This window comes from Pseudarthrobacter leeuwenhoeki, assembly GCF_055412885.1.
This window is the reverse complement of sequence record NZ_JBVAYY010000011.1, coordinates 164197-182892: the sequence shown is the minus strand read 5'-3', so window position 1 is coordinate 182892 and position 18696 is coordinate 164197. Positions and strand designations below refer to the sequence as shown.

The 18696-nt window shown below is 64.7% G+C and carries 13 protein-coding genes and 1 pseudogene; 4 read left to right on the top strand and 10 right to left on the bottom strand.

Translation table 11 applies throughout. The annotated features are described in order from the left end of the window. Window positions 1-649, top strand: a pseudogene (locus tag ACZYX4_RS12140) (hypothetical protein); the annotation flags it as partial. A gap of 268 nt (window positions 650-917) precedes the next feature. On the opposite strand, the gene ACZYX4_RS12135 reads toward ACZYX4_RS12140, so the two are convergent. Together ACZYX4_RS12135 and ACZYX4_RS12130 are read right to left on the bottom strand one after the other, a co-directional pair. Further along, the gene (locus ACZYX4_RS12135) at window positions 918-1190 is read right to left on the bottom strand and encodes a DNA gyrase subunit A (protein ID WP_463876161.1); all 273 of its coding nucleotides are present in this window, start codon (window positions 1188-1190) and stop codon (window positions 918-920) included. A 387-nt stretch (window positions 1191-1577) separates the two neighbouring features. Then, entirely contained in the window at window positions 1578-2990 is a 1413-nt protein-coding gene (locus ACZYX4_RS12130; protein ID WP_463876159.1) for an aminotransferase-like domain-containing protein, read from the bottom strand. Between ACZYX4_RS12130 and ACZYX4_RS12125 the strand changes: the two genes are divergently transcribed. After that, complete coding sequence (locus tag ACZYX4_RS12125; RefSeq protein ID WP_463876157.1) at window positions 2989-3924, top strand: DMT family transporter; 936 nt, start codon at window positions 2989-2991, stop codon at window positions 3922-3924. The genes ACZYX4_RS12130 and ACZYX4_RS12125 overlap by 2 nt on opposite strands. A 56-nt stretch (window positions 3925-3980) precedes the next feature. Here the strand turns inward: ACZYX4_RS12125 and ACZYX4_RS12120 are convergent, their stop codons facing one another. After that, window positions 3981-5093: an IS110 family RNA-guided transposase gene (locus ACZYX4_RS12120; RefSeq protein ID WP_463876177.1), complete on the bottom strand. Its 1113-nt coding sequence runs from the start codon at window positions 5091-5093 to the stop codon at window positions 3981-3983. A gap of 484 nt (window positions 5094-5577) precedes the next feature. On the opposite strand from ACZYX4_RS12120, the gene ACZYX4_RS12115 reads away from it, so the two are divergent. Further along, complete coding sequence (locus ACZYX4_RS12115; RefSeq protein ID WP_463876155.1) at window positions 5578-6444, top strand: amino acid-binding protein; 867 nt, start codon at window positions 5578-5580, stop codon at window positions 6442-6444. 214 nt (window positions 6445-6658) lie between these two features. Here the strand turns inward: ACZYX4_RS12115 and ACZYX4_RS12110 are convergent, their stop codons facing one another. The 6 genes from ACZYX4_RS12110 to ACZYX4_RS12085 all read right to left on the bottom strand — a co-directional run bounded on the left by ACZYX4_RS12110 (window position 6659) and on the right by ACZYX4_RS12085 (window position 16205). Next, complete coding sequence (locus ACZYX4_RS12110) at window positions 6659-7126, bottom strand: MarR family transcriptional regulator (protein WP_463876175.1); 468 nt, start codon at window positions 7124-7126, stop codon at window positions 6659-6661. A gap of 13 nt (window positions 7127-7139) precedes the next feature. After that, window positions 7140-9317, bottom strand: a complete 2178-nt coding sequence (gene glgX / locus ACZYX4_RS12105) for a glycogen debranching protein GlgX (protein WP_463876153.1) — start codon at window positions 9315-9317, stop codon at window positions 7140-7142. A 94-nt stretch (window positions 9318-9411) separates the two neighbouring features. Further along, complete coding sequence (locus ACZYX4_RS12100; protein ID WP_463876151.1) at window positions 9412-11244, bottom strand: pyruvate kinase; 1833 nt, start codon at window positions 11242-11244, stop codon at window positions 9412-9414. Window positions 11245-11390: 146 nt separating this feature from the next. Continuing rightward, window positions 11391-12896, bottom strand: a complete 1506-nt coding sequence (locus tag ACZYX4_RS12095; protein WP_463876149.1) for a CYTH and CHAD domain-containing protein — start codon at window positions 12894-12896, stop codon at window positions 11391-11393. A gap of 792 nt (window positions 12897-13688) precedes the next feature. Beyond that, window positions 13689-13904: a diacylglycerol/lipid kinase family protein gene (locus tag ACZYX4_RS12090; RefSeq protein WP_463876147.1), complete on the bottom strand. Its 216-nt coding sequence runs from the start codon at window positions 13902-13904 to the stop codon at window positions 13689-13691. 1176 nt (window positions 13905-15080) lie between these two features. Continuing rightward, window positions 15081-16205, bottom strand: coding sequence for an EAL domain-containing protein (locus tag ACZYX4_RS12085; protein WP_463876145.1), 1125 nt, complete (start codon window positions 16203-16205; stop codon window positions 15081-15083). A 342-nt stretch (window positions 16206-16547) separates the two neighbouring features. Between ACZYX4_RS12085 and ACZYX4_RS12080 the strand changes: the two genes are divergently transcribed. Beyond that, the gene (locus tag ACZYX4_RS12080; protein WP_463876143.1) at window positions 16548-17396 is read left to right on the top strand and encodes an SDR family NAD(P)-dependent oxidoreductase; all 849 of its coding nucleotides are present in this window, start codon (window positions 16548-16550) and stop codon (window positions 17394-17396) included. A gap of 574 nt (window positions 17397-17970) precedes the next feature. Here ACZYX4_RS12080 and ACZYX4_RS12075 read toward each other — a convergent pair. Further along, a complete protein-coding gene (locus tag ACZYX4_RS12075; RefSeq protein WP_463876141.1) occupies window positions 17971-18693 on the bottom strand; it encodes an SDR family NAD(P)-dependent oxidoreductase in 723 nt (240 codons plus the stop codon). Window positions 18694-18696: the final 3 nt, after the last annotated feature.

The following is an 18696-nucleotide window of genomic DNA, read 5'->3' as shown; positions in this document are numbered from 1 at the left end:
AGTGGAACGCTACCGGCAGCGAGGCCGACAACCCGCCATGCCCGCAACCAAAACCACGGCCACCCCCGACAATCAGTCAGGACCAACCGCGGATCGGTGGATCAAGGCTAAGGCACCGACGGAGCCAATCCAGTTCATGAAGACCGAACCTGCCACCTCCGCCGTGACCGAGGTTCAAGATTTCATCGAGGGCCTACGCGAACTACTCGACAAAGCCCAAGCCGCTGGCGCCGACATGCAGCGCGTCGCGGCCGTCTATGACGTTCACCTGAACTCAGTCAAGGCCGTAACGCGGGCCGACTTGGTCGTGTCAGTGGCGCATGAAGGCGAGCGGGTAATGGTGAAGAAGACCGACCCAAATCAGACGCATCCCTACACGAGGACCAAGCTGCTTGAGCGGGTGAATGCCAAGCGTAAGGGGCCCGGTAAGGACAGAACGCTGACAACCCATGATCACCAGGCCCTGTGCTGGAAGGATCATCTGCGTGACGACCCACGCATGGCATGGAAGCACAGCGACGGTGTGACCTACGTTTGGTCTGGCGACGCGATGCGGCATATGGTCAACCTCACTGACGAGGAGTACGCGGAGGTCCGCGTCGAGTACCGAGAAGACCTACGTGCGAGAAAAGCCGCAGCCAAAGGCTGAGGGAGCGCCACGCGTTGGCCCTCGATTGTCGGCTTATGCGTGAAGATCGTGGTCATGCGGCCAGTTTGTCAGAAACACTAGGAACCTCGTCCGTAAGCCGGTCAGTTAGAGGATCGCTGAACGTACACCGCTAAAGGCTGCCTGATCCAGATACGTCTCTGCCGAGGGAGGCACTCATCCAGAACGCGGTGAGTGTCAGTATCTCTGCACGTTTGCGGGTGCCGTTCCCAGTTGTTCGCCGGTGACGAAAACGGATTCCTACTAGTCCTCAGCGATCATCGGGCAGCTGCGATTTAAGTTCTGCTGCCCGGGAAGCGAGCTTCTGACACTGGTCTCGGGTGAGCCTTCTAACTTGCAGGTCGAGGACTGCACGGCTTCCCAACTCGCCCACACCCAACAGTTGGCCCACGCCACGTCTTGCTTCGTCCACGTTCTCTGAGTCCTCAATCATCTGGAAGACCTCGTCACGTCGATCCATCGCTCGCAGTAGAGCATCGAGGATCATCAGTTCTTCCCTCGTGTGCCGCTCATCCTCATCCATGCGGCGATTCTTGCACGGCGGGAGTCCTTGGGCCATTGCGTCCAGTTAGGGATCCCCACCGGGCCGGCAGTAAATGCCGTTTCCTGGCTGCCCCCTCTAACGGGACGCGTGGTGGCTGCACAATCTTCGAGACTCGCCAGGACGCTCTACGCTTGGGCACCAAGCAGCGTCAGAGAAGTATTTGAATTGGGGCAACGTGACAGACGGCAGCGGCAACAACTTTTGGCGGACCTTCGGCTGGATCATAGTACTGGTGGTTGTGGGGTTCATCCTGGCGGGGTTGTGGGCCATGACAACGGTTATGCCCGCAAAATCGTGACCGGAGAGGGATCCTCTAACGAACCTGTGCCTGTACACGCTGCGCTTTGGCTTGCAGCGCCACTTTTCCTAGCTGTTGGCCTTTTCCAGTGTTCGGCCGATGATGCGGGCAGCCTCCGGGTAGGCGCCCGGGTTGGGACCGGAGTAGTTGAGGCGGATAAAAGGTCCTGTGGGTTCCGCGGGGAACCATTCGCTACCGGGTGCAACCAGGACGTTTTTTGACTCGCACTCTCGGGTGAAGGAGGGCAGGTCTGTGGTGTCGGGGAGCCTCACCCAGAGGTTCAATCCGCCGGGTGGGATCGCCGTGATATGAGCGAGAGGTGCGTGCTGGGTGAGGCTGTCGACGAGCAGATCCCGTCGTGACCGGAGTTGCTGACGGAGACCGCGGAGGTGAGTGTGCCAACCGGGCTGCGTGATGATGTCCAGGGCTGCGGCCTGCAGGACTCCACTGACGTACATGGACGCGGCGGCCCTGTCCGCGAGGATCCTTTCTCGTGCCGGTCCGCGGGCGATGATTGCGGCCACCCTGAGTGCAGGTGAAACACTCTTGGTCAGTGAACGGATATAGACGACGTGCCCGTTGTCGTCGTGGACTGCTACCGGTGTTGAGCCGGTGGTGATACCGAAGTCGTGGGCCCAGTCGTCTTCGATGAGGAACGCACCATAGGCCCTGACCACGTCGAGTATCTGACGTGCGGTCTCAGCCGACCATTGAGTTCCGGTCGGATTGGCGTAGTTCGGTTGTACATAGAACGCTCGGGCACCGGTTTCTTCGAACGCCTGGGCGACGTCCTCCGGGTCGGGGCCCGTGGGGCCGGAGGCGATAGGGATCAGGCGGACACCTGCCTGTGCTGCTGCGAGGATCGCACCCCAGTAACAAGGGGACTCGATCAGCAGCGGCCGGCCGTCAGTAACCAGGGCCCGGAAGATGGAGCTCAGCCCGCTCTGACTGCCAGGAAGCACGATGACGTCACCGGCCAGGGGCGGAGTCACCCCGATGGGGGTAGCTGTAGCCAGTTCGGACGCAAACCACGACTGCAACTCAGGGAGACCAGCTACGGGAGAACGAGTGAGCGCGGCGTCACTGCGTCCCGCCCGGGCCAGGGCAGCACGTATAAGGCGTTCGGGCAGGAGCTCCCGGTCGGGGTATCCGCCATGGAGAGCAATAGCGTCAACTGGTGTGGGTCGCATCGTCGCCGGCGATGTGGAGAATCGGTTGCGTGGGGATCCGAGTGCGGCGGTCTGCCAGCCAAAATCAGAGGGCTTGGCGGTGCGGACGGCCCTAATAAAGGTCCCCACTCCGGGCCTGCTCTCAATTAGTCCCAGCCCGCTCAGGGTGCGCAGTGCTTTCTGCACAGTGACAGGACTGGCCTCATAACGGGTCACCAACGAGCGGGTCGACGGCAGCTTCGCGCCGGCAGGAGCGCCTGCGATCCACTCCCGCAAGGCCGCCACGATTCTCGTACTGCTATCGTTAGTCATGAACCCTAATAGTAGCGCTACTATCCAAAAGCCGGCCGTGCTACCAGCCTCACGGGCAGGACTCGCTTGGGGATTTCTCGGTGTTCTCGCGTTCTCTTTCACCGTACCCTTCACCCGTGTAGCAGTCGGCGGGCTCTCACCCTTGTTCATCGGATCAGGGCGGGCAGTGATCGCCGCAGCCCTCGCTATCGCGGCACTGGCCCTTACCCGGCAACGGTTCCCCAACGGCGTCCAATGGATACGACTGGCCGTCGTCGCCAGCGGTATCGTCATCGGCTTCCCCCTACTCACCTCCTTCGCACTCACGACAGCACCGGCCAGTCACGGAGCTGTCGTGATCGCACTCCTGCCCGCAGCTACTGCCGTCATGGCAGTCATCCGAGGCAAAGAACGACCACCGATCTCGTTCTGGGTTCTGGCAGCTGTCGGCACCCTAGTGGCGATCGGGTTCGCTGCGCTGCAAGGCGATGGCCTCGCACATCTCACCTCATCAGACCTGCTGCTCTTCGCGGCCGTCCTGGCTGCTGCCATCGGATACGCGGAAGGTGGCCTACTCGCCCGCGAGCTCGGGGCATGGCAAACCATCTCATGGGCACTCGCGATCGCGTCCCCGCTGATGCTCGGCCTGACCATCACTGCCGTAGCGCAGCAACCACCCAACGGGACCCCGATCGAGTGGGCCTCGTTCGCCTATCTGGCTATCGTGAGCATGTTCCTTGGCTTTTTTGCCTGGTACCGCGGCCTCGCCATCGGCCCCATGGCACAGGTTAGCCAGGTACAACTCACCCAACCCGTCCTCAGCATCCTCTGGGCCGCCCTCCTGCTCCACGAACAACTCACTTGGGCCACAATCCTCGGAGGCATCGCCGTCATCCTCTGCGCCGGTGTCGCCGTTCGAGTACGACTGACCCGCCGGACGCCGACGTCCCACTGAGGAATCAGGATCGCCGTTGTTGGCGGCCCGCCCCTCAGCGCCCGGTGGAGGATCCTTTACGGGACACCACCTGAACCGTCTGCCCCGCCAACGTGGGATCGGGCCGGCCCCGTTGCGGCGTAAAGGGCGTTGAGCTGGCGGTAGAGCGTTCGGGCGATGTAGCGCTTGAGGGATCTGCGGATTTCGCGGTAGCTGCGGCCTTCTTGAGTGCGTTTGGCGACATAGGCCCGCGTTCCGGGGTCGTGGACCATCCGGGTCATGGTGATGGTGTGCAAGGGTCGGTTGAGGCGCCTATCACCGCCCCGGTTGAGCCTGTGCCGGACAGTGTTACCACTTGAGGCTGGCAAGGGATTCACCCCTGCCAGCGCGGCGAAGGCAGCTTCGCTGCGAACCCTTCCTGGATGCGACCAAGCTGTCAGGACAGCAGCGACCGTGACAGCCCCGGCACCCATCATCTCCAACAGCGGCGCCGCGGGGCTTTCCTCGATCAGCTCTGTCATGCGCTTCTGGTTCGCAGTCAGCTGAGTGGTCACTTCGAGAACGCGGCGCGCCAACCGGACTGCTTCCTCGCGCGCGATTGGTAGTTCGATCTGCTCGTCTCGTTCCCGCCATCTGGTGATCGTGGCGATCTGGGCGGGAACCAGAGGTTTACCAGCGTCAATTCCCAGATCGTGTGCCCGGAGTAAGGCGATGAGTGCATTGACATTCATTGTTCGTTCCCGGGTCAACTGATCCCGGCCTGCGCTCAGGATGCTGAGTCCGGCGCGGGTTCCTTCGTCCCGGCGCGGGGCGCGGAGCTGGGACTCCTCTAGGGCCAGGACCGCGGTTCCGATGGCGGCGGCGTCCAGCGGGTCGGATTTTCCGATTCCCCGGCGCCCTCGGGCGTTCATCCGTGGAGCTTCGGCGACGTCGTAGCCGGCGTCGGCTACTGCCCTGGCCAGGCGCGCCCCGGAGGAGCCGCTACCCTCAACAGCCCATAGACAGGCCATATCGCCGTCTGTCCGTCGGCCTACCCAGGCAAGGGCGCGGGAAATCCCTGCCGGGGTGGTCGGGAACTGCTCGCAAGCGACCTGCTGCTTGGTGCTGGCCTCGATGATGGCGTAGGTGTGTGTGCGGGCGTGGCAGTCCACGCCGATGACGAATGGGCGGGTCTGCGCAACGATAGTCAACGCGGCCACCCTCCTTCCTTTCGAAGGGGCAAGAATGGTCGCATCACGACCGGCGCTGACCTGGGAGGAGTCACTTCGGGGCAATACTGTGATGAGCCACAGCCGCAGGGGCTGGGCAAGCTTCTAATTAAGCCACCGTCGTGGGACAGGTCAACGCCGGTCGCTCCACCCAGCGCGGACAAGTCGGGGGAAATGCACCCTCAAGGGGCAATTGTTTTTTCGAGTCACGCGCCCGGCAGAACGACCGGCATCAACACTGCCAGCTAGTCCCAGACCAGCCACTGCAAGACTCACAGATGCTTCTATGTCGGCCCGACGTGCGACCGTAACAAACTGATATGTAGCAGATTGGCTCTTCAACAGACACAGCTGGTGTCACCGCCCGCGGCGCCTACCTGCGGCGATGCCCGCGGCTAGGCGCCTTTGCCCATTGTTCATACGCCGGACGTTGAGGCGCGACGTCGACGGCCACCAAAGTTGAGCCATGACACGGCAACGACACACTGCCCACGCGTTGGCCTGCGACTCCTGCGGACAGCTGCCCCACCCCGCGAAGGTTCGACTTACCCTTGCCAATGTCGCAGCAATGCTGCCGATAGAACTTGTAGTGCACGCCGCCGTCGTCCACACGGCCATGCCCTACTTGCTGAAGGTACTGGTCCTGACTTTGACTGCCACCATACTGGTGATCTGGGTGGCCGAGCCCTCGGTCCGGATCGCTTTGCGGGGCTGGCTGCACGCGCCGGCCCTGCGCCACCGGCGCCGGCTGCACGAATCATCGGCCCTGTGGCGCGTCCGCACCCTGATCGATGACGATCCGGAAGGGCAAGACAGGCTGGCCGGAGGCGTCTCAGGCGTCGGAGCCGACATCCTCGCGTGCCGGAGCCACCACGTCACCGGCGGAGTGCTGGACGAACTGGTCGTGGCCGCGCCGGACCATCTCACCCACGCCGATTTGCTCGCCGCCACCGGGGCCGGCGGCGGACGGAATGTTCGCGTGTGGCCGGCGACAGCCCTGGCCGTGGCAGACAGCCAGACGAAAGCACTGGTCCTGGGCCTGAGGGTCACTGAAGACCCCGACGAACTTCAACTCGCGGTCGCCGAACTGCTGGACGCCGAACCGGTCGCAAACCCCGTCAAACCCCTCGGCGACCTCACCCGACCCAAGAACGACTCCCCAGCAAGCGACGGGACGCTGCTGAAGATACCGTCCCCCTGGCACGGACCCCTTGAATTCTCCCGCCCACAAGCCCCGTTCACCCCCGCTGAATCCGCCCGCGCGCACCGGCTGGCCGAACTGGCCGAATTCACTGAACTCACGCGCAGACGCACTGTCCGCCCGCTGCCCTAGAAAACAATCCGCACAGCCCGGCCTCGTGCGCGCGACTGTCCCAACGTCCGTCCCAGACGCTGCGCTCACGACGCTGGACCTCTCGCATGGACCCCGCGCGGAATCTATCCTGAGAGCGTCCGAGCGGCACCGCCGGTTTCGGCATGAGCGGATGCTCGCCAGCGGCAGCAACCCCATCCTCGCCGGGGCCGCCGCAGAGCCGAGTGGAAACCGCTCATCGTCTGGCAAGCCGCTCTGCATTGCTACTCATACGTTCGAGGACGCTGACAGCCATCGCATACTCATCCGCTCCGATTCCCGCCGTAAGCTCACCGCGGGTCGACTCAACGAGTCCGGATGCCTCGGCATGCAGTGCGGAGCCGGCCTCGGTCAGGCTGAGGCGACCATCTAGGAGGAACACGAGACTCTTGCGAACCAGCGCGGCCATGTCACGCTCCTGCGCGTTGTCGCTGTCCGCTGATTTGAAGGCGCGCAGGACGTTTTCCAGTTCCGCAGGCTCGAGGGGGCCCAAGCGCAGCGCACTGAGCACCTGCCACTGCCTTCTGGACAGGGACAGGCGGGAGAGCGTGGAATCGAGTAGCGTCTCAAGCGACGTATCCACCCGTTTGACCCAGTATCCGATCGGCCTGTTCACCATGCCATCGTCGCAGGAGTCTTCCCCTCTGGCCACCATCCAAAGCATGCCCACCGGCAGGCTATTCCTCGACGGAGCGCAGGATCCAAGTCGTGCGCCCGGGTACTTCGTAGCCAGCGCCTGCCAGAAATCTTGTCGGCGCCGGACCGTCCCAGCTTGTCAGGGCGACCTCCCACTCCGCGGGAAAGTACTCCGTGGGCATTTGGTGCGTCACGTAGTGGGACGAGGCGTTGAAGATGACCAGAAAGTCGTTTTCGGGTTCGTTCCGGCGGGTCCGCACCCCGTTGCCGCTCAGGTAGCAGGCGAGGGACTTTCCCCAGGACTGGTCCCACTGGTTTCCCGTCCGGGGTGTTCCGTCGGCGTTGAGCCACAGGATGTCGGGCAGCCTGAGGCCCTCGGCGGGAGCAACCGGCCTCCCGTCGAAGTAGGTTCGGCGCCGGAACACAGGGTAGTCCTGGCGCAGCCTGACGAGCTTGGAGGTGAACTGGATCATGTCCTCGTCGGCGGAAGCCCAATCGATCCACGAGATCTCGTTGTCATGGCAGTAGGCGTTGTTGTTGCCTCCCTGGGTGTGGCCCAGTTCGTCGCCGTGGCGCAGCATCGGAACTCCCTGGGCGAGAACGCAGGTGATCATGAGGTTGCGCATCTGGCGCGCCCGGAGGGCGGTGACTTCCGTGTCCGTGGTTGGCCCCTCGACGCCACAGTTCCAGGAACGGTCATTGGACTCGCCGTCACGGTCGTTCTCACCGTTGGCCGTGTTGTGCTTGCGGTCGTAGGAAACGAGGTCCCGCAGGGTGAAGCCGTCGTGGACGGTGACAAAGTTCACGGAGGCACTTGGTTGCCGGCCGTCGTCCTGGTAGAGGTCGGCGGAGCCTGTGAAACGGTTCGCGAGCTCGGCCGTGAGACCCGGTGTGCCGCGCCAGAAGTCGCGGACGACGTCCCGGAATTTGCCGTTCCATTCCACCCACCGCAACGGAAAGTTGCCGAGCTGGTAGCCCTCGGGGCCGAGGTCCCACGGTTCGGCGATGAGCTTCACGCCGTCAAGCACCGGGTCGGAGTCGATCATCTCAAAGAACGAGGACAGCATGTCGACCCGATCCGAAGCGCGGGCCAGCGCAGGGGCGAGATCAAACCGGAAACCGTCGACATGCATCTCCTCCACCCAATAATGGAGCGAGTCCATCACCAAGCGCAGGACAGTGGGCGAACCAACATTCAGGGTGTTGCCGGTGCCCGTATAGTCCTCGTAGTTGGCTTCGTCGCCGGGGACCAGATGGTAATAGGCGCCGTTGTCGATTCCGCGGAAGCAGAGGTTGGGCCCGTCGGCCCCGCCCTCGCCGGAGTGGTTGTAGACGACGTCGAGAATCACCTCGATGCCGGCCTGGTGGAGGGCCTTGACCATGTCCTTGAACTCGGCGACCTGCCCTCCGGTCCCCGGCACCCCGCCGGCAGGACCGCCGGGAGTCTCCCCGGATGTGGGACCTTCGCCGCCGGCACCGCGGACGGTGTCACCCGCCCCGCAGGCCGCCGCGTAGCCGTTGTGGGGCGCGAAATGGCCGATGGGGTTGTAGCCCCAGTAGTTGGATCTGCCATCGCGGGCCTCGTCTTTGATGAACTGCTGGACCGGGAGTAGCTCCACCGCGGTTACGCCGATCCGCTTGAGGTGCGCGATGACGGACGGATGCCTTAGCCCCGCGTAGGTTCCGCGCTGGGCGGCGGGAACGTCCGGGTGCAGCTTGGTCATGCCTTTGACGTGGGCCTCGTAAATGATGGTCCGGTTCAAGGGAGTTGCGGGGCGGGTGTCCGTTCCCCAGTCATAGGCGGTGTCGACAAGGACGGATGCGAAGGTATGGCGCCGGCTGTCCGACGTGTCGGGCCTGGACGGGTCGTTGAGGTCGAAGGCATACAGCTCGGGTCCCCAGGTGAGCCGGCCGTCGATGGCTTTGGCGTACGGGTCCAGCAGGAACTTGTGCGGATTGTGGTGCAGGCCCCGGGCGGGGTCCCAGGGCCCGTCGACGCGGTAGCCGTAACGCTGGCCTGCGAAGATCCCTGGCACATGAGCCGTCCAGAATCCGTCGTCCACTGCCATGGGGTACCGGGTTTCGATCCCGGAGTCGTCCACCAGGCACAAGTCGACGGCGGCCGCCGAGGTGGAGACCAGCGCGAAGTCCGCGCCCTCTGCCGTCAACGTCGCGCCGAGGGCCGCGGTAGGGCGTTGGACATCCGGGAGAGCTTCCACGGGGCAATGCTACTTGGCGAAGGTGAATGTCGGGGGTGCCGCAGCTCGTTTCTGGAGCGTATCGGGATAACATCACGTCCCCGGTGCCCGGAGTTCAGCGGTCCCAGGCCCGGAGGCGCCTGAGCATGCTGCGTTTTTTCTGCGTGTGGTTCTTCATTCGGCCCAGGATGTCCGCGAGCATGCTGATGGCCTCGTTGATGAACGGGCCCTTGTTGAGCATGACGCATTCGGCGCGCTGGGCCATCGCGGCATCGGTGACCTCAGCACGGGAGGGCAGACCGGTCCGGGCCAGGGTGTCCAGGACCTGGGTCGCCCAGATCACCGGGACGTGGGCGGCTTCGCAGAGCCAGAGTATTTCCTCCTGGACTTCTGCCATTCGTTCGAAGCCTGCCTCCACGGCGAGGTCTCCGCGGGCGATCATGACGCCGACATCGGCCCATTTCATCAGTTCGAGGAGGATTTCGGGCAGCGCTTCGAAGGCGGCTACCGTCTCGATCTTGAGCATGATGTCGAGGTCCTGGTCCCGCTCCGGATCGAGGCGGGACAGGAGATCGCGGACGTCGGCTTCGCTGCGGACAAAGGACATGCTGACGATGTCGGCCAGTTCTTTGACGTGCTCGAGGTCGGCGAGGTCCTGAGCTGTCAGTGCCGGGACGCTGAGCCGGGTGTCGGGGAGGTTGATGCCTTTTTCGGCCCGGAGCCGTGAACCCCGCGGGGCGGCGGAGACAATCTCGGCTGTCAGTTCTCCGGTCCGGACCCCGGTGATCACCCCGCCGATCTTGCCGTCGTCGAACCAGATCCTTTCCCCGGGGTTCGCATCGGTGAAGACGCCGGGGAGGGTGCAGCCTATCCGGTGGGTGCCGACGGTGGTGCTGTCAGTGGGGGTGAGGTCACTGCTGAGGACAATGCTGTCCCCGCGGCGGATCATGAGGCTCTCCTCCAGTGCCGGCAGGTCCCCGACAAGGGCGGATGGCCCTGCGTGAGGTTGGGATTTCTTTCCGGAAGGAGCCTCCTGGGCCGCGGCGAGCCTGGTCCCGGGGACGAAGTAGCTCGTATCGTGCAGGGCTGCCAGGCACCCGTCCGGGCCTGCCCGGTCGACGACGAGGGTACGGCGGGCTCCACGGGCGTCTCGGAAGCTGATCTTCTGGCCTTCCCGCAGGGCCGCCGTCCAGGTCCCGTCCTGGACGGGAATCACTGGGAGGTCGGGGCCTGACTCGGGCCGGGTTCCAAGCCACACGCGGGCCGGCGCGGTCACTGTACCGGTTTCGTTGCGCACCGGTTTTACGCGGAGGACGCGCGGGCCGGGGCGGATGGGGCCCGTGCGCAGCTTGGGCCCTGCCAGGTCCATGGAGACCAGGCAGCGCCTGCCCGTGAATTCTTCTGCGGCACGGATATTGCCGATCATTTGCCGCCAGGTCTCGGGGGTGTCGTGCGCGCAGTTGATGCGGGCAAGGTCCATGCCCCGTTCGATCATGCCGCGGACGATGTAGGGGTCCGTGGATGCTTCGCTGGGCAGTGTGACCATGATCCTCGTGCCGCGTTCTTCCGGCTCCGGTCCCAGCAGGTTCACTGCGTTCCGGGCGAGTATCTCTTCATGGTCGATGGGATCCGTCTGCGCGTCCGGTTGGCCGTCCGCGGATACCAGCCGCGCCAGAGTCCGGGCCACGGTGTCGACACTGGGCAGGACCCTCGGTTCGGTGCGTCCGAGCGAGGAGAGTCCGTGCTTTGCCAGTCCGGATTGGAGGTCACGGATGTCATGGCGGCGCAGCTCCGTGTAGTGGACGAGGTTCCGGGCGCTGTCGCGGTGGCGGGGCAGCACGGCGGCTATCCTGTCACTTTGCCGTATTTCGGCGTGCCTGAGCGTCCGCCGGAGCCGGTTCACGTCCTCCAGCAAGGCGCGCAGTTCCTGGATTTCGGCTTCTGTCACGATTGTCCTTTCCGGCCCCGCCTTCGGGCACAGTGGGTGCGGACAAACGCCAATGCCGACGTTTGGCTAGCGGGCACGGATCTGCCCCGGACGACGCTACCTGCCCCGGATGTCTGTCTGGTGAATTCGGGACGAGCAGCCGATGACTATTTCCCGTGAAGGGCCCTGGATGGTGACTTTTGCCATGCGGTCAAGAACCGGATGCGGGCTTCGGCGCCGCGGTGTTGCTCCAGCGCGTGCAGCCGCCCGTAGGTGAATCCCGCTCCCCCGACGCCCTCAGAGGGCACGGTGGCAAGGGACCGGAGTTTCTCCCTGATGACGATGCTGTCCTGATGGTCGCCCAGAATTGTCTGGACTTCTTCGGCGGTGCGGGCAAGCCGGGCGGCCTGCTTTCCGAAAACCGGGACGGCTGCTTCTGCCGCGTACCGGAGCCGCTTTGCGTTCTTCCGGACCTCGTGCAGCGCAGGGTCGGCAGACCTACCATCGGAAACACAGTCGAGGCTCTTCACCGCCTCGTTCAGGCGCTTCCGCTCCGCGTTGACGAGCCGACCTACAGTCCCCAGGGCCTTCTTGTGCGCCGGTCCGGACAGTGGAGGGGCAGCCAGGAAGCCATCAAGCGCGTCAAGAAGCCGGAAATACCGGTCGCTTTCCAAAGCAGCCAGCCCGTCGGCGAGGGCCGCCTCGTACTCGGCCCCAAGCTGGTCCATGAGGTGGTCTTCTACCGGTCCAATGATCAGATGCGGGGGTTCGGCCCTAATCAGCTCCGTCAAGTGCGTCCGCATGACCTCAAGGTCCCGGGCCTTGCCGACCGTCCCGGCGAGCCACTGAAGTTCCCCCCGCAGGAGCTCGGCCGTCCCCTTGTCGGTCAGATTGCGAAAGCTTGAAAGGACGGACCGCATCCGGCGTGCCGCCACCCGAAGCTGGTGCACGGCGTCCGGGGCGTCTTCTCGGACCCCTGGGTCATGCGTTTTCAGCACCTCGACCTGCTCATGCAGGTAGGAAAGAAGCAGCCAAGAGGCCGGCCCTTTTCGTCGCGGGCGAGGTGGTGAAGGGCTCTCCGCCGGGTACCGGTCGCCAAGGGCGCGGGCAAGTTTGGAGGGCAACTCAGCCGGTTGGTGGCCCTGCAGGGCGATCACCGTATCGGCGGCGTCCAACAGTTTCCGCTGCCCGTCGACCAGTTCGATTTCCCATTCCCGCCAGGCGGCACTTCCGGCCGGTTCCAGGAGGATCCGGGATTCCACCCGGTCGTCGCTGAATTCGGCCAGGACCGTTCCATCAGCTGAAATGAGGGGAATCGCCGTGCGACGGGTTTTCATGTGTGCGACCGCCACCAAATCCTGATTCCGGGTATGAGCCAGCACAAGCCCCCTCAACCGGGGCGGCACAGTATCCGGGTCCTCGTTCAACGGCTCCGTGATCTCGCGCCGTTCCCCCGCGGCCACCGGCAGTTTCAAATGCCACCCGGCGTCCATCCCGCCGGTACGCCTGCGCAAAGTGATCCGGCGGGCAGCAAGCGCCAATGTCGCCGTGTCGAAGTACACGGCATCAAGTTTCTGATCCGCCGTCGCCCCGACGCTGTTCACCCCGGCGATCGATCTGAAGGCCGGCAGCTCATCGGATTCGCCGACGTCGAATTTTCGCTCAACTTCCAATTTCTCAGTCCCGGGCATGCTTCATGGTAGGCCAACGACGGATTCCCGGGGGCGTGCCCAAAGACCCCCATCGAGGCCGCCGGTGGGGCATCGACGGCTCTCCGGCCAGGCAAGGCCTGGACGGCTTGCGAGGATGTAGTCCACTGCAGCGGGCCCTGTCATCCGAAGACCTGGCCGGACGTAGCGCCGGTCAATGCGGCGCCGTTCGTTAAGGCCCAGGCCGGACATCGCCGTCCAGAATTCCCTGCAAGTTCTGGGGCACACGTAGTGAAGCACGCACCAACTGATGTAAACCCCGTACATCTCGTCCTCTGTGAGCCCACGATCACCCGCGACATCTGCGGCAATGCAGTCCGACATAAAGCGTGCAAAGTCCCCGGATGTCATGGATCTTCGCTCCTACTCTCTTGACTCAACGGGCCATTCAGAGACTCGTCTTAATCCAGCCAGCGCGTCACGAAGTTCCGATAGGTCCTCGACCGCGCATCCTCGGAGTCGCGCCCGGGCTCCGCCCTCAGGTACTCATACGTTTGGCCGTCGAGCTTGCGCCATGGCATGCCGCCAGCGTAGCCACGAGAGCTCAACGCAATGAAAACGTAAGGGGAAATCAAGAAGAACCGCACTGCGAGTCCCAAGGGAAACAGCGCAGACCCCGAAACTTCACCGCGCAAGAGGAACCGCAAGCGCTGTGGCGGGGATGTCTGGGCTTTCATGATCCGCTCCCCCGCCGGACCGGTGAAGCGCAGGTCGAAAGGTCGGGGTTCCCGGGCCCCAGCATGCTAGGCAGCATACTCAGGGTGGTTCCACTTTGGCATCCCGGTACTCCGGGGAGCGGACGATCTGCGCATACAGCCCGAGCGAGACGTTGTTGACGAACACCCGGCCGTTGACCTGCCCGAGGTCGATGCGACGTTCCACCGCCGCTGCGAACGCGTTGAGCGCCCCAAGAACACTGCCGCGGTCGAGGCCAAGGTCCGTGGCGAGGTGGTTGCGGGTGCCGGCGGGCACCACTCGAAAGTTGCGGCGGACGATCCCACGCTGCGCTCGGCGGCCGTTACTGCACGACGGCGCCGGCGGCCGGGGAGCCTCGACGCTCCGCCGAGGGCGGCAGTGTCTGCGCCCTCGCCCTGCGATTCAGGTGCCCGGCGCATCTGAATTCGGTCGTTCCTGATGCAAGTCCCAGGCCAAACCGCGACTGTTCAGCTTCGGCCTCCTCCTTCACTGGCGGATGCCGGCCTCCGCCGAGAGCTCGATGCCAGCGGGCTGGGAGTCTGCTGAATCCTGGCTGTCGGGGCGGTGGAGCAGTGGGTACGGTACAAAGCCCCTGTTGTGGTGCTGTGAGCGCCGTTAGCGTGGTTTGAGGTGCATGGCGGTATCGAATTCGAGCCGGTGTGCCATCAGCTAACGAACCGGGGGATCTCACATGTCCAGTGATTCAAATGTGATTGGCGTTCCCGGTACCGGGCCAGGCAGCGAGGCAGAGCCGCCGGAGGGCGACGACTCTGCGGACTTAGGCGGGCAGCCGGTGACGGCCCGGACTGTCAGTCGGTTCGGATACGACCGCGATTACTGGCCGCCGCTCTAGGGCAATCCGTGTGCTGGGTTGGCCCTGCCCGAACCGGACCGCCGTATCACGACGGAACGATTGACCGTAGGTGGGCGCCGGCTTGGGGGCATCCGCACGATGGGGCGGGTCGGTGGCGCTGATGCAAACGGCAGCACGTCGATGGGGTGGCCATCAGACGCCGCTGTGGCCCGAACGCCAACCGGCGAAGTCCATGATTCTGCGTTGCTCGGGGGTTCGGAAGCGGTATCCGGCCCAATGGTTCAGCTTGGTCGGGTGCCGTGGCCGGGGTGGCTGTCGATTGCAAAAGCGCCGCCCAGGGAGGTTGCGCGCTGTTCCATGTTGGCCTGGCCGCTGGTTCGTGCGGGGCACTCGAAGCCGCAGCCGTCGTCGGTGATGTCTGATGGCGTTGCTGAATCCTTCGGAGAGTACGCGCAGCAGGTGCGATGCCAGGTTATCAGGGACGGTGTCGTCGAGGGGCCCGATCAGCGGGACTGTTGGAGTGTAGCCGAGGTCGCGTGCCCCGGCGATGCGTTCATGGGCGACGACGTTGTCGGCGTGCCGGCGCAGCGAACAGCAGGAGCACTCCCCGCAGCTCGTCGCCCCGGTCCAGCGGCCCGTCAGGTTCTGTGTCGCCGGTCGGGACCGGTCACGGAGAGGGTGTCCAGTCCGGCGACGTTCCAGCCCCTCCAGTCTGCCCGGCGCGTGGTCGGGCGACCCAGGAGATAGCCCTGCCCTGCGGCCATCCCGAGATCGGTCACAGCTTCCAGTTCTGCACAGGTTTCGATTCCCTGGGCGACCGTTACGGCACCGATCTGTTCGGCGAACCCGACCATGGCCTCCCCGAGGGCATGGCGCAAGGTGTCAGTATCGATTCCGGCAATAAGGTTGCGGTCCAGTTTGATGATCTCGGGCCGGAGATGCCTGATGTGGCGCATCGAGGCGAAGTACGAGCCCGCATGGTCAACCGCGAGCCGGACCCCGCTGCGGCGCAGCGGTGCCAGCGCCGCAACGAGCGCCGCGGGCTGTTCGCTTGTCAGGGCTTCGGTGAGTTCCAGGACAATGCGGTCAGGAGCCATTCCCGACCTCTCCAGGAGCCCGGTCAGGAGTGGGTCCAGGCACGTGGACGGGGACAGCTTCAGCGCCACATAAACGTGGTCCGGCAGCTCCTTCGCAGCGGTCAGGGCGGACTCCAGCGCCGCGAATTCCAGATCGCTTCCCAGCCGCATGTCCCGGGCGCCTGCGAACCAGTCCTCCACGGTGTCGCTCCCGGTGTTGACGAACCGGGTGAGCGCCTCAGCCCCGACGACGCCGCCGATGCCCAAGTCATGAATCGGCTGGAACGCTGTCACCAGCATCCGGCCTTTCAGGACCGCCTCTATCCTCGCGCTGAGACTCTCGTCCGATCGCAGGGACGATTCACCAGCCGGGTGCTGCCCGCCCGCTGCGCGGACCGGCCCTGGCGCCTCCGGGATGGCTGGAGGGAAGGCGGGCAGGGACCTGAACGTGGCCAGATGTTCCGCCAGTGCTATGTCCGGGCGTCCCGGATGGGCCGCCAGATGTTCGCGCAGCTGGTCACGGGCGGATGCCTGCTCGGGCGCAGACCCGGACAGTACCGCCTCAATAATCTTGGCGGACTGCGTCCGGATGACCGGCACATCATGATTCACCTGGCTGCCGGCCTCCGCGTCAGCGGGATACACGGTATCAGTGCGTTGCGGATCGGACGAGGGGTCCATCGACATTGGCTGCTTCCTTTGTTCCCCGGTTCCGGCTGAGTCCGGAACGGGCCTGGCTGCTCGGCCGCTCTCCGGACCGTGTAACGGGTGCGGGCCAGGAGACCGTGGGAGCGTGAAACACACTGTACAACAAGCCCGGCCGGGCGGTTCCTCACGGAGGCAGATATGTCCCGCAAAACTGACTGCAGGTCCGTCCCATAAGGACATACGCCAATCGGAGGCGGTGCTTAGTGCGGCAGCATCTGCCTGCGCGCCAGCGAGATTCAGCGCGACCATGAAGCGGCTTTCGGTCTAACAGTGCGGCACAGGACTCTTGCTCCCACGGGCCGCTGCGGGTAGGAGAGAAGCATGGAATCCCAACGAGACGTCCTCCGCGGACGCGTGGCGGTCGTGACTGGCTCGACACGCGGACTGGGGTTTACCATGGCCCGGCTGCTGGGGCAGCAGGGCGCGACGGTAGTGGTGGCGTCCAGGTCCGACGACGACGTCGCGGCCGCTGTCGAGCGGCTGCGCACGGAAGGGATCGCGGCGTCCGGACGCCGTTGTGATACCGGCGAGCTGGCCGACGTCGAGGCCCTGCGCGATGAGGCCCTCAGCCGCGGGACGCTCGACATCTGGGTCAACAACGCCGGAACCTCCGGTGTCTTCGGGCCCACGGCGTCAACCCCGGTGGACGACTTCACCCAAGTGGTCCGCACGAACATCCTCGGCACGTTCCACGGGTCAAGGGTTGCGTTGCCGGTGTTCCTCGGTCAAGGCCACGGCGACCTTGTCAACGTTTACGGCCAAGGCGATCAGGGGCCGGTGGCGCTGCAAAACGCGTATGCGTCGAGCAAGCGCTGGGTCCGCCAGTTCACTGAGACCTTGCGGCGGGAGACCCGGGGCACCGGTGCCCGGGTCCATGGCATGAACCCGGGCCTGGTGACGACGGACATGCTGGGGCACGTCACATCCCAGCCCGGGTACGAGCATCGACTGGGCGGGCTGCAGATTGTCGTCGGCCTTTGGGGGCAGAGCCCTGACGACGCCGTGCGCCCCCTCCTGGACCTCGTGACCTCCGACGCCGCCGAGTTCCGGTACCTGACCAAGAGGACCAGGGTGACCCGTGGGTTACGCAACGTGCTGGCCGGCCGCCTCAGTCGCGCCAACCGTATGCCTCTGGACGTGACGGTCCTGGACACCAACCGCCAAGACTGACTGTGCCCGCAGCGCAGGGCATTGACGCAGCGGAATGCGGTCGCGACGGCGCGTTCGCTGGGCTTCCTCAACGGCCAAAACCGCCGAATCGGAAGTTAGCCCAGGTGCTTCCCGGAGGGCTGCGCCTTTACGAATCCAAAGCCGTGTCCGCATTGCGCGCCATCTGGTAGCCAAGAGTCAAAACCCGGAGGGACAAGTCCTCCGGACGCAAGTCCGCCGCCGCCAGGACTGACTCGTCCACGCCCCCGATGTGCGCGGCGGCGCCAACATTTTCCGCAGCACCGGGCTCGTGCGCAAATCTACTCGCATCCGAGGACCGCGTTCCCGGGCTGCTTAGAAGAACAGCGGACCACAGCGCCTCCACAGTCGCGATGGCCGCTGTGGCTCCCGTTGGTCCCGAAACCATCCAGCCCTCGCTGGTGGCGGCCACTTTCGGGGCCCCCGGCCACGATTGGCAGACGCTGTTAATCGTTTGGGCGACAATGAGGTGCTGCCGCATCGTTCGGTTCGGCCCCAGTACGGGGTCGCTCACAACACTTCGTCCGCACGCACCGCACAAGTGAGGTGTCCTTTCCTAGGGCATGACGTCGCCGGAATTTGGTCCCAGCGTCTGGCCGACATACAGATTGCCTCCCGGATCGCTGGCGAGAAGCAGGGCCGTAGGCGCGACCTCAGCCGGAATGCCGAAGCGCAGAAGCGGCAGTCCGGCACGCTTCTCCGTTTTCCAGTCCTCGGAAATTCCCTCAACCAAGGGCGTCTCAATTGGGCCCGGGGCGATGCTGTTGACCAGCACGTTGTCCCCGGCGGTTTCCAGGGCCAGCGATTTGGTCAGTCCTACGACGCCGGCTTTGGCGGCGCTGTAGTGGCTAAGCCCGGTGCCGCCCTTGATGGCCAACTGGGAGGCGATGTTGATGATGCGGCCCCACTTCTGCTGCCGCATTTCCCCCACCACCTCCCGGCAGCACAGGAAGACACCCGTCAGGTCAACGGAAATCGTCTCGTTCCACATGGCGAGGGTCATGTCTTCCAGCCGCGATTCCGTCAGCAGGCCCGCGCTGTTCACGAGAATATCGATGCTCCCAAGCTGGGCGCGTGCTTCGGCGAAGGCTGCCGTCACGCTCGCTTCGTCTGAGACGTCGACAACGATAGTTCCCGCCGCGCCGGACCGGTCAAGGACGGCCACCCTGTCGCCGTTGGCGGTGAAGGCTTCGGCGATGGCCTTGCCTATGCCGCTGGCTCCGCCTGTGACCACTACGGCGCGGCCCTCGGTGTGACGGGAGGCTTCTGGGTTGTCCATTCT

Coding starts and splice junctions, on each gene's coding strand:
- ACZYX4_RS12085 (WP_463876145.1), bottom strand. CDS start 16,205: ATGTCGATGGACCCCTCGTCCGATCCGCAACGCACTGATACCGTGTAT.
- ACZYX4_RS12080 (WP_463876143.1), top strand. CDS start 16,548: ATGGAATCCCAACGAGACGTCCTCCGCGGACGCGTGGCGGTCGTGACT.
- ACZYX4_RS12075 (WP_463876141.1), bottom strand. CDS start 18,693: ATGGACAACCCAGAAGCCTCCCGTCACACCGAGGGCCGCGCCGTAGTG.
- ACZYX4_RS12115 (WP_463876155.1), top strand. CDS start 5,578: ATGACACGGCAACGACACACTGCCCACGCGTTGGCCTGCGACTCCTGC.
- ACZYX4_RS12130 (WP_463876159.1), bottom strand. CDS start 2,990: ATGACTAACGATAGCAGTACGAGAATCGTGGCGGCCTTGCGGGAGTGG.
- ACZYX4_RS12135 (WP_463876161.1), bottom strand. CDS start 1,190: ATGGATGAGGATGAGCGGCACACGAGGGAAGAACTGATGATCCTCGAT.
- ACZYX4_RS12125 (WP_463876157.1), top strand. CDS start 2,989: ATGAACCCTAATAGTAGCGCTACTATCCAAAAGCCGGCCGTGCTACCA.
- ACZYX4_RS12110 (WP_463876175.1), bottom strand. CDS start 7,126: ATGCTTTGGATGGTGGCCAGAGGGGAAGACTCCTGCGACGATGGCATG.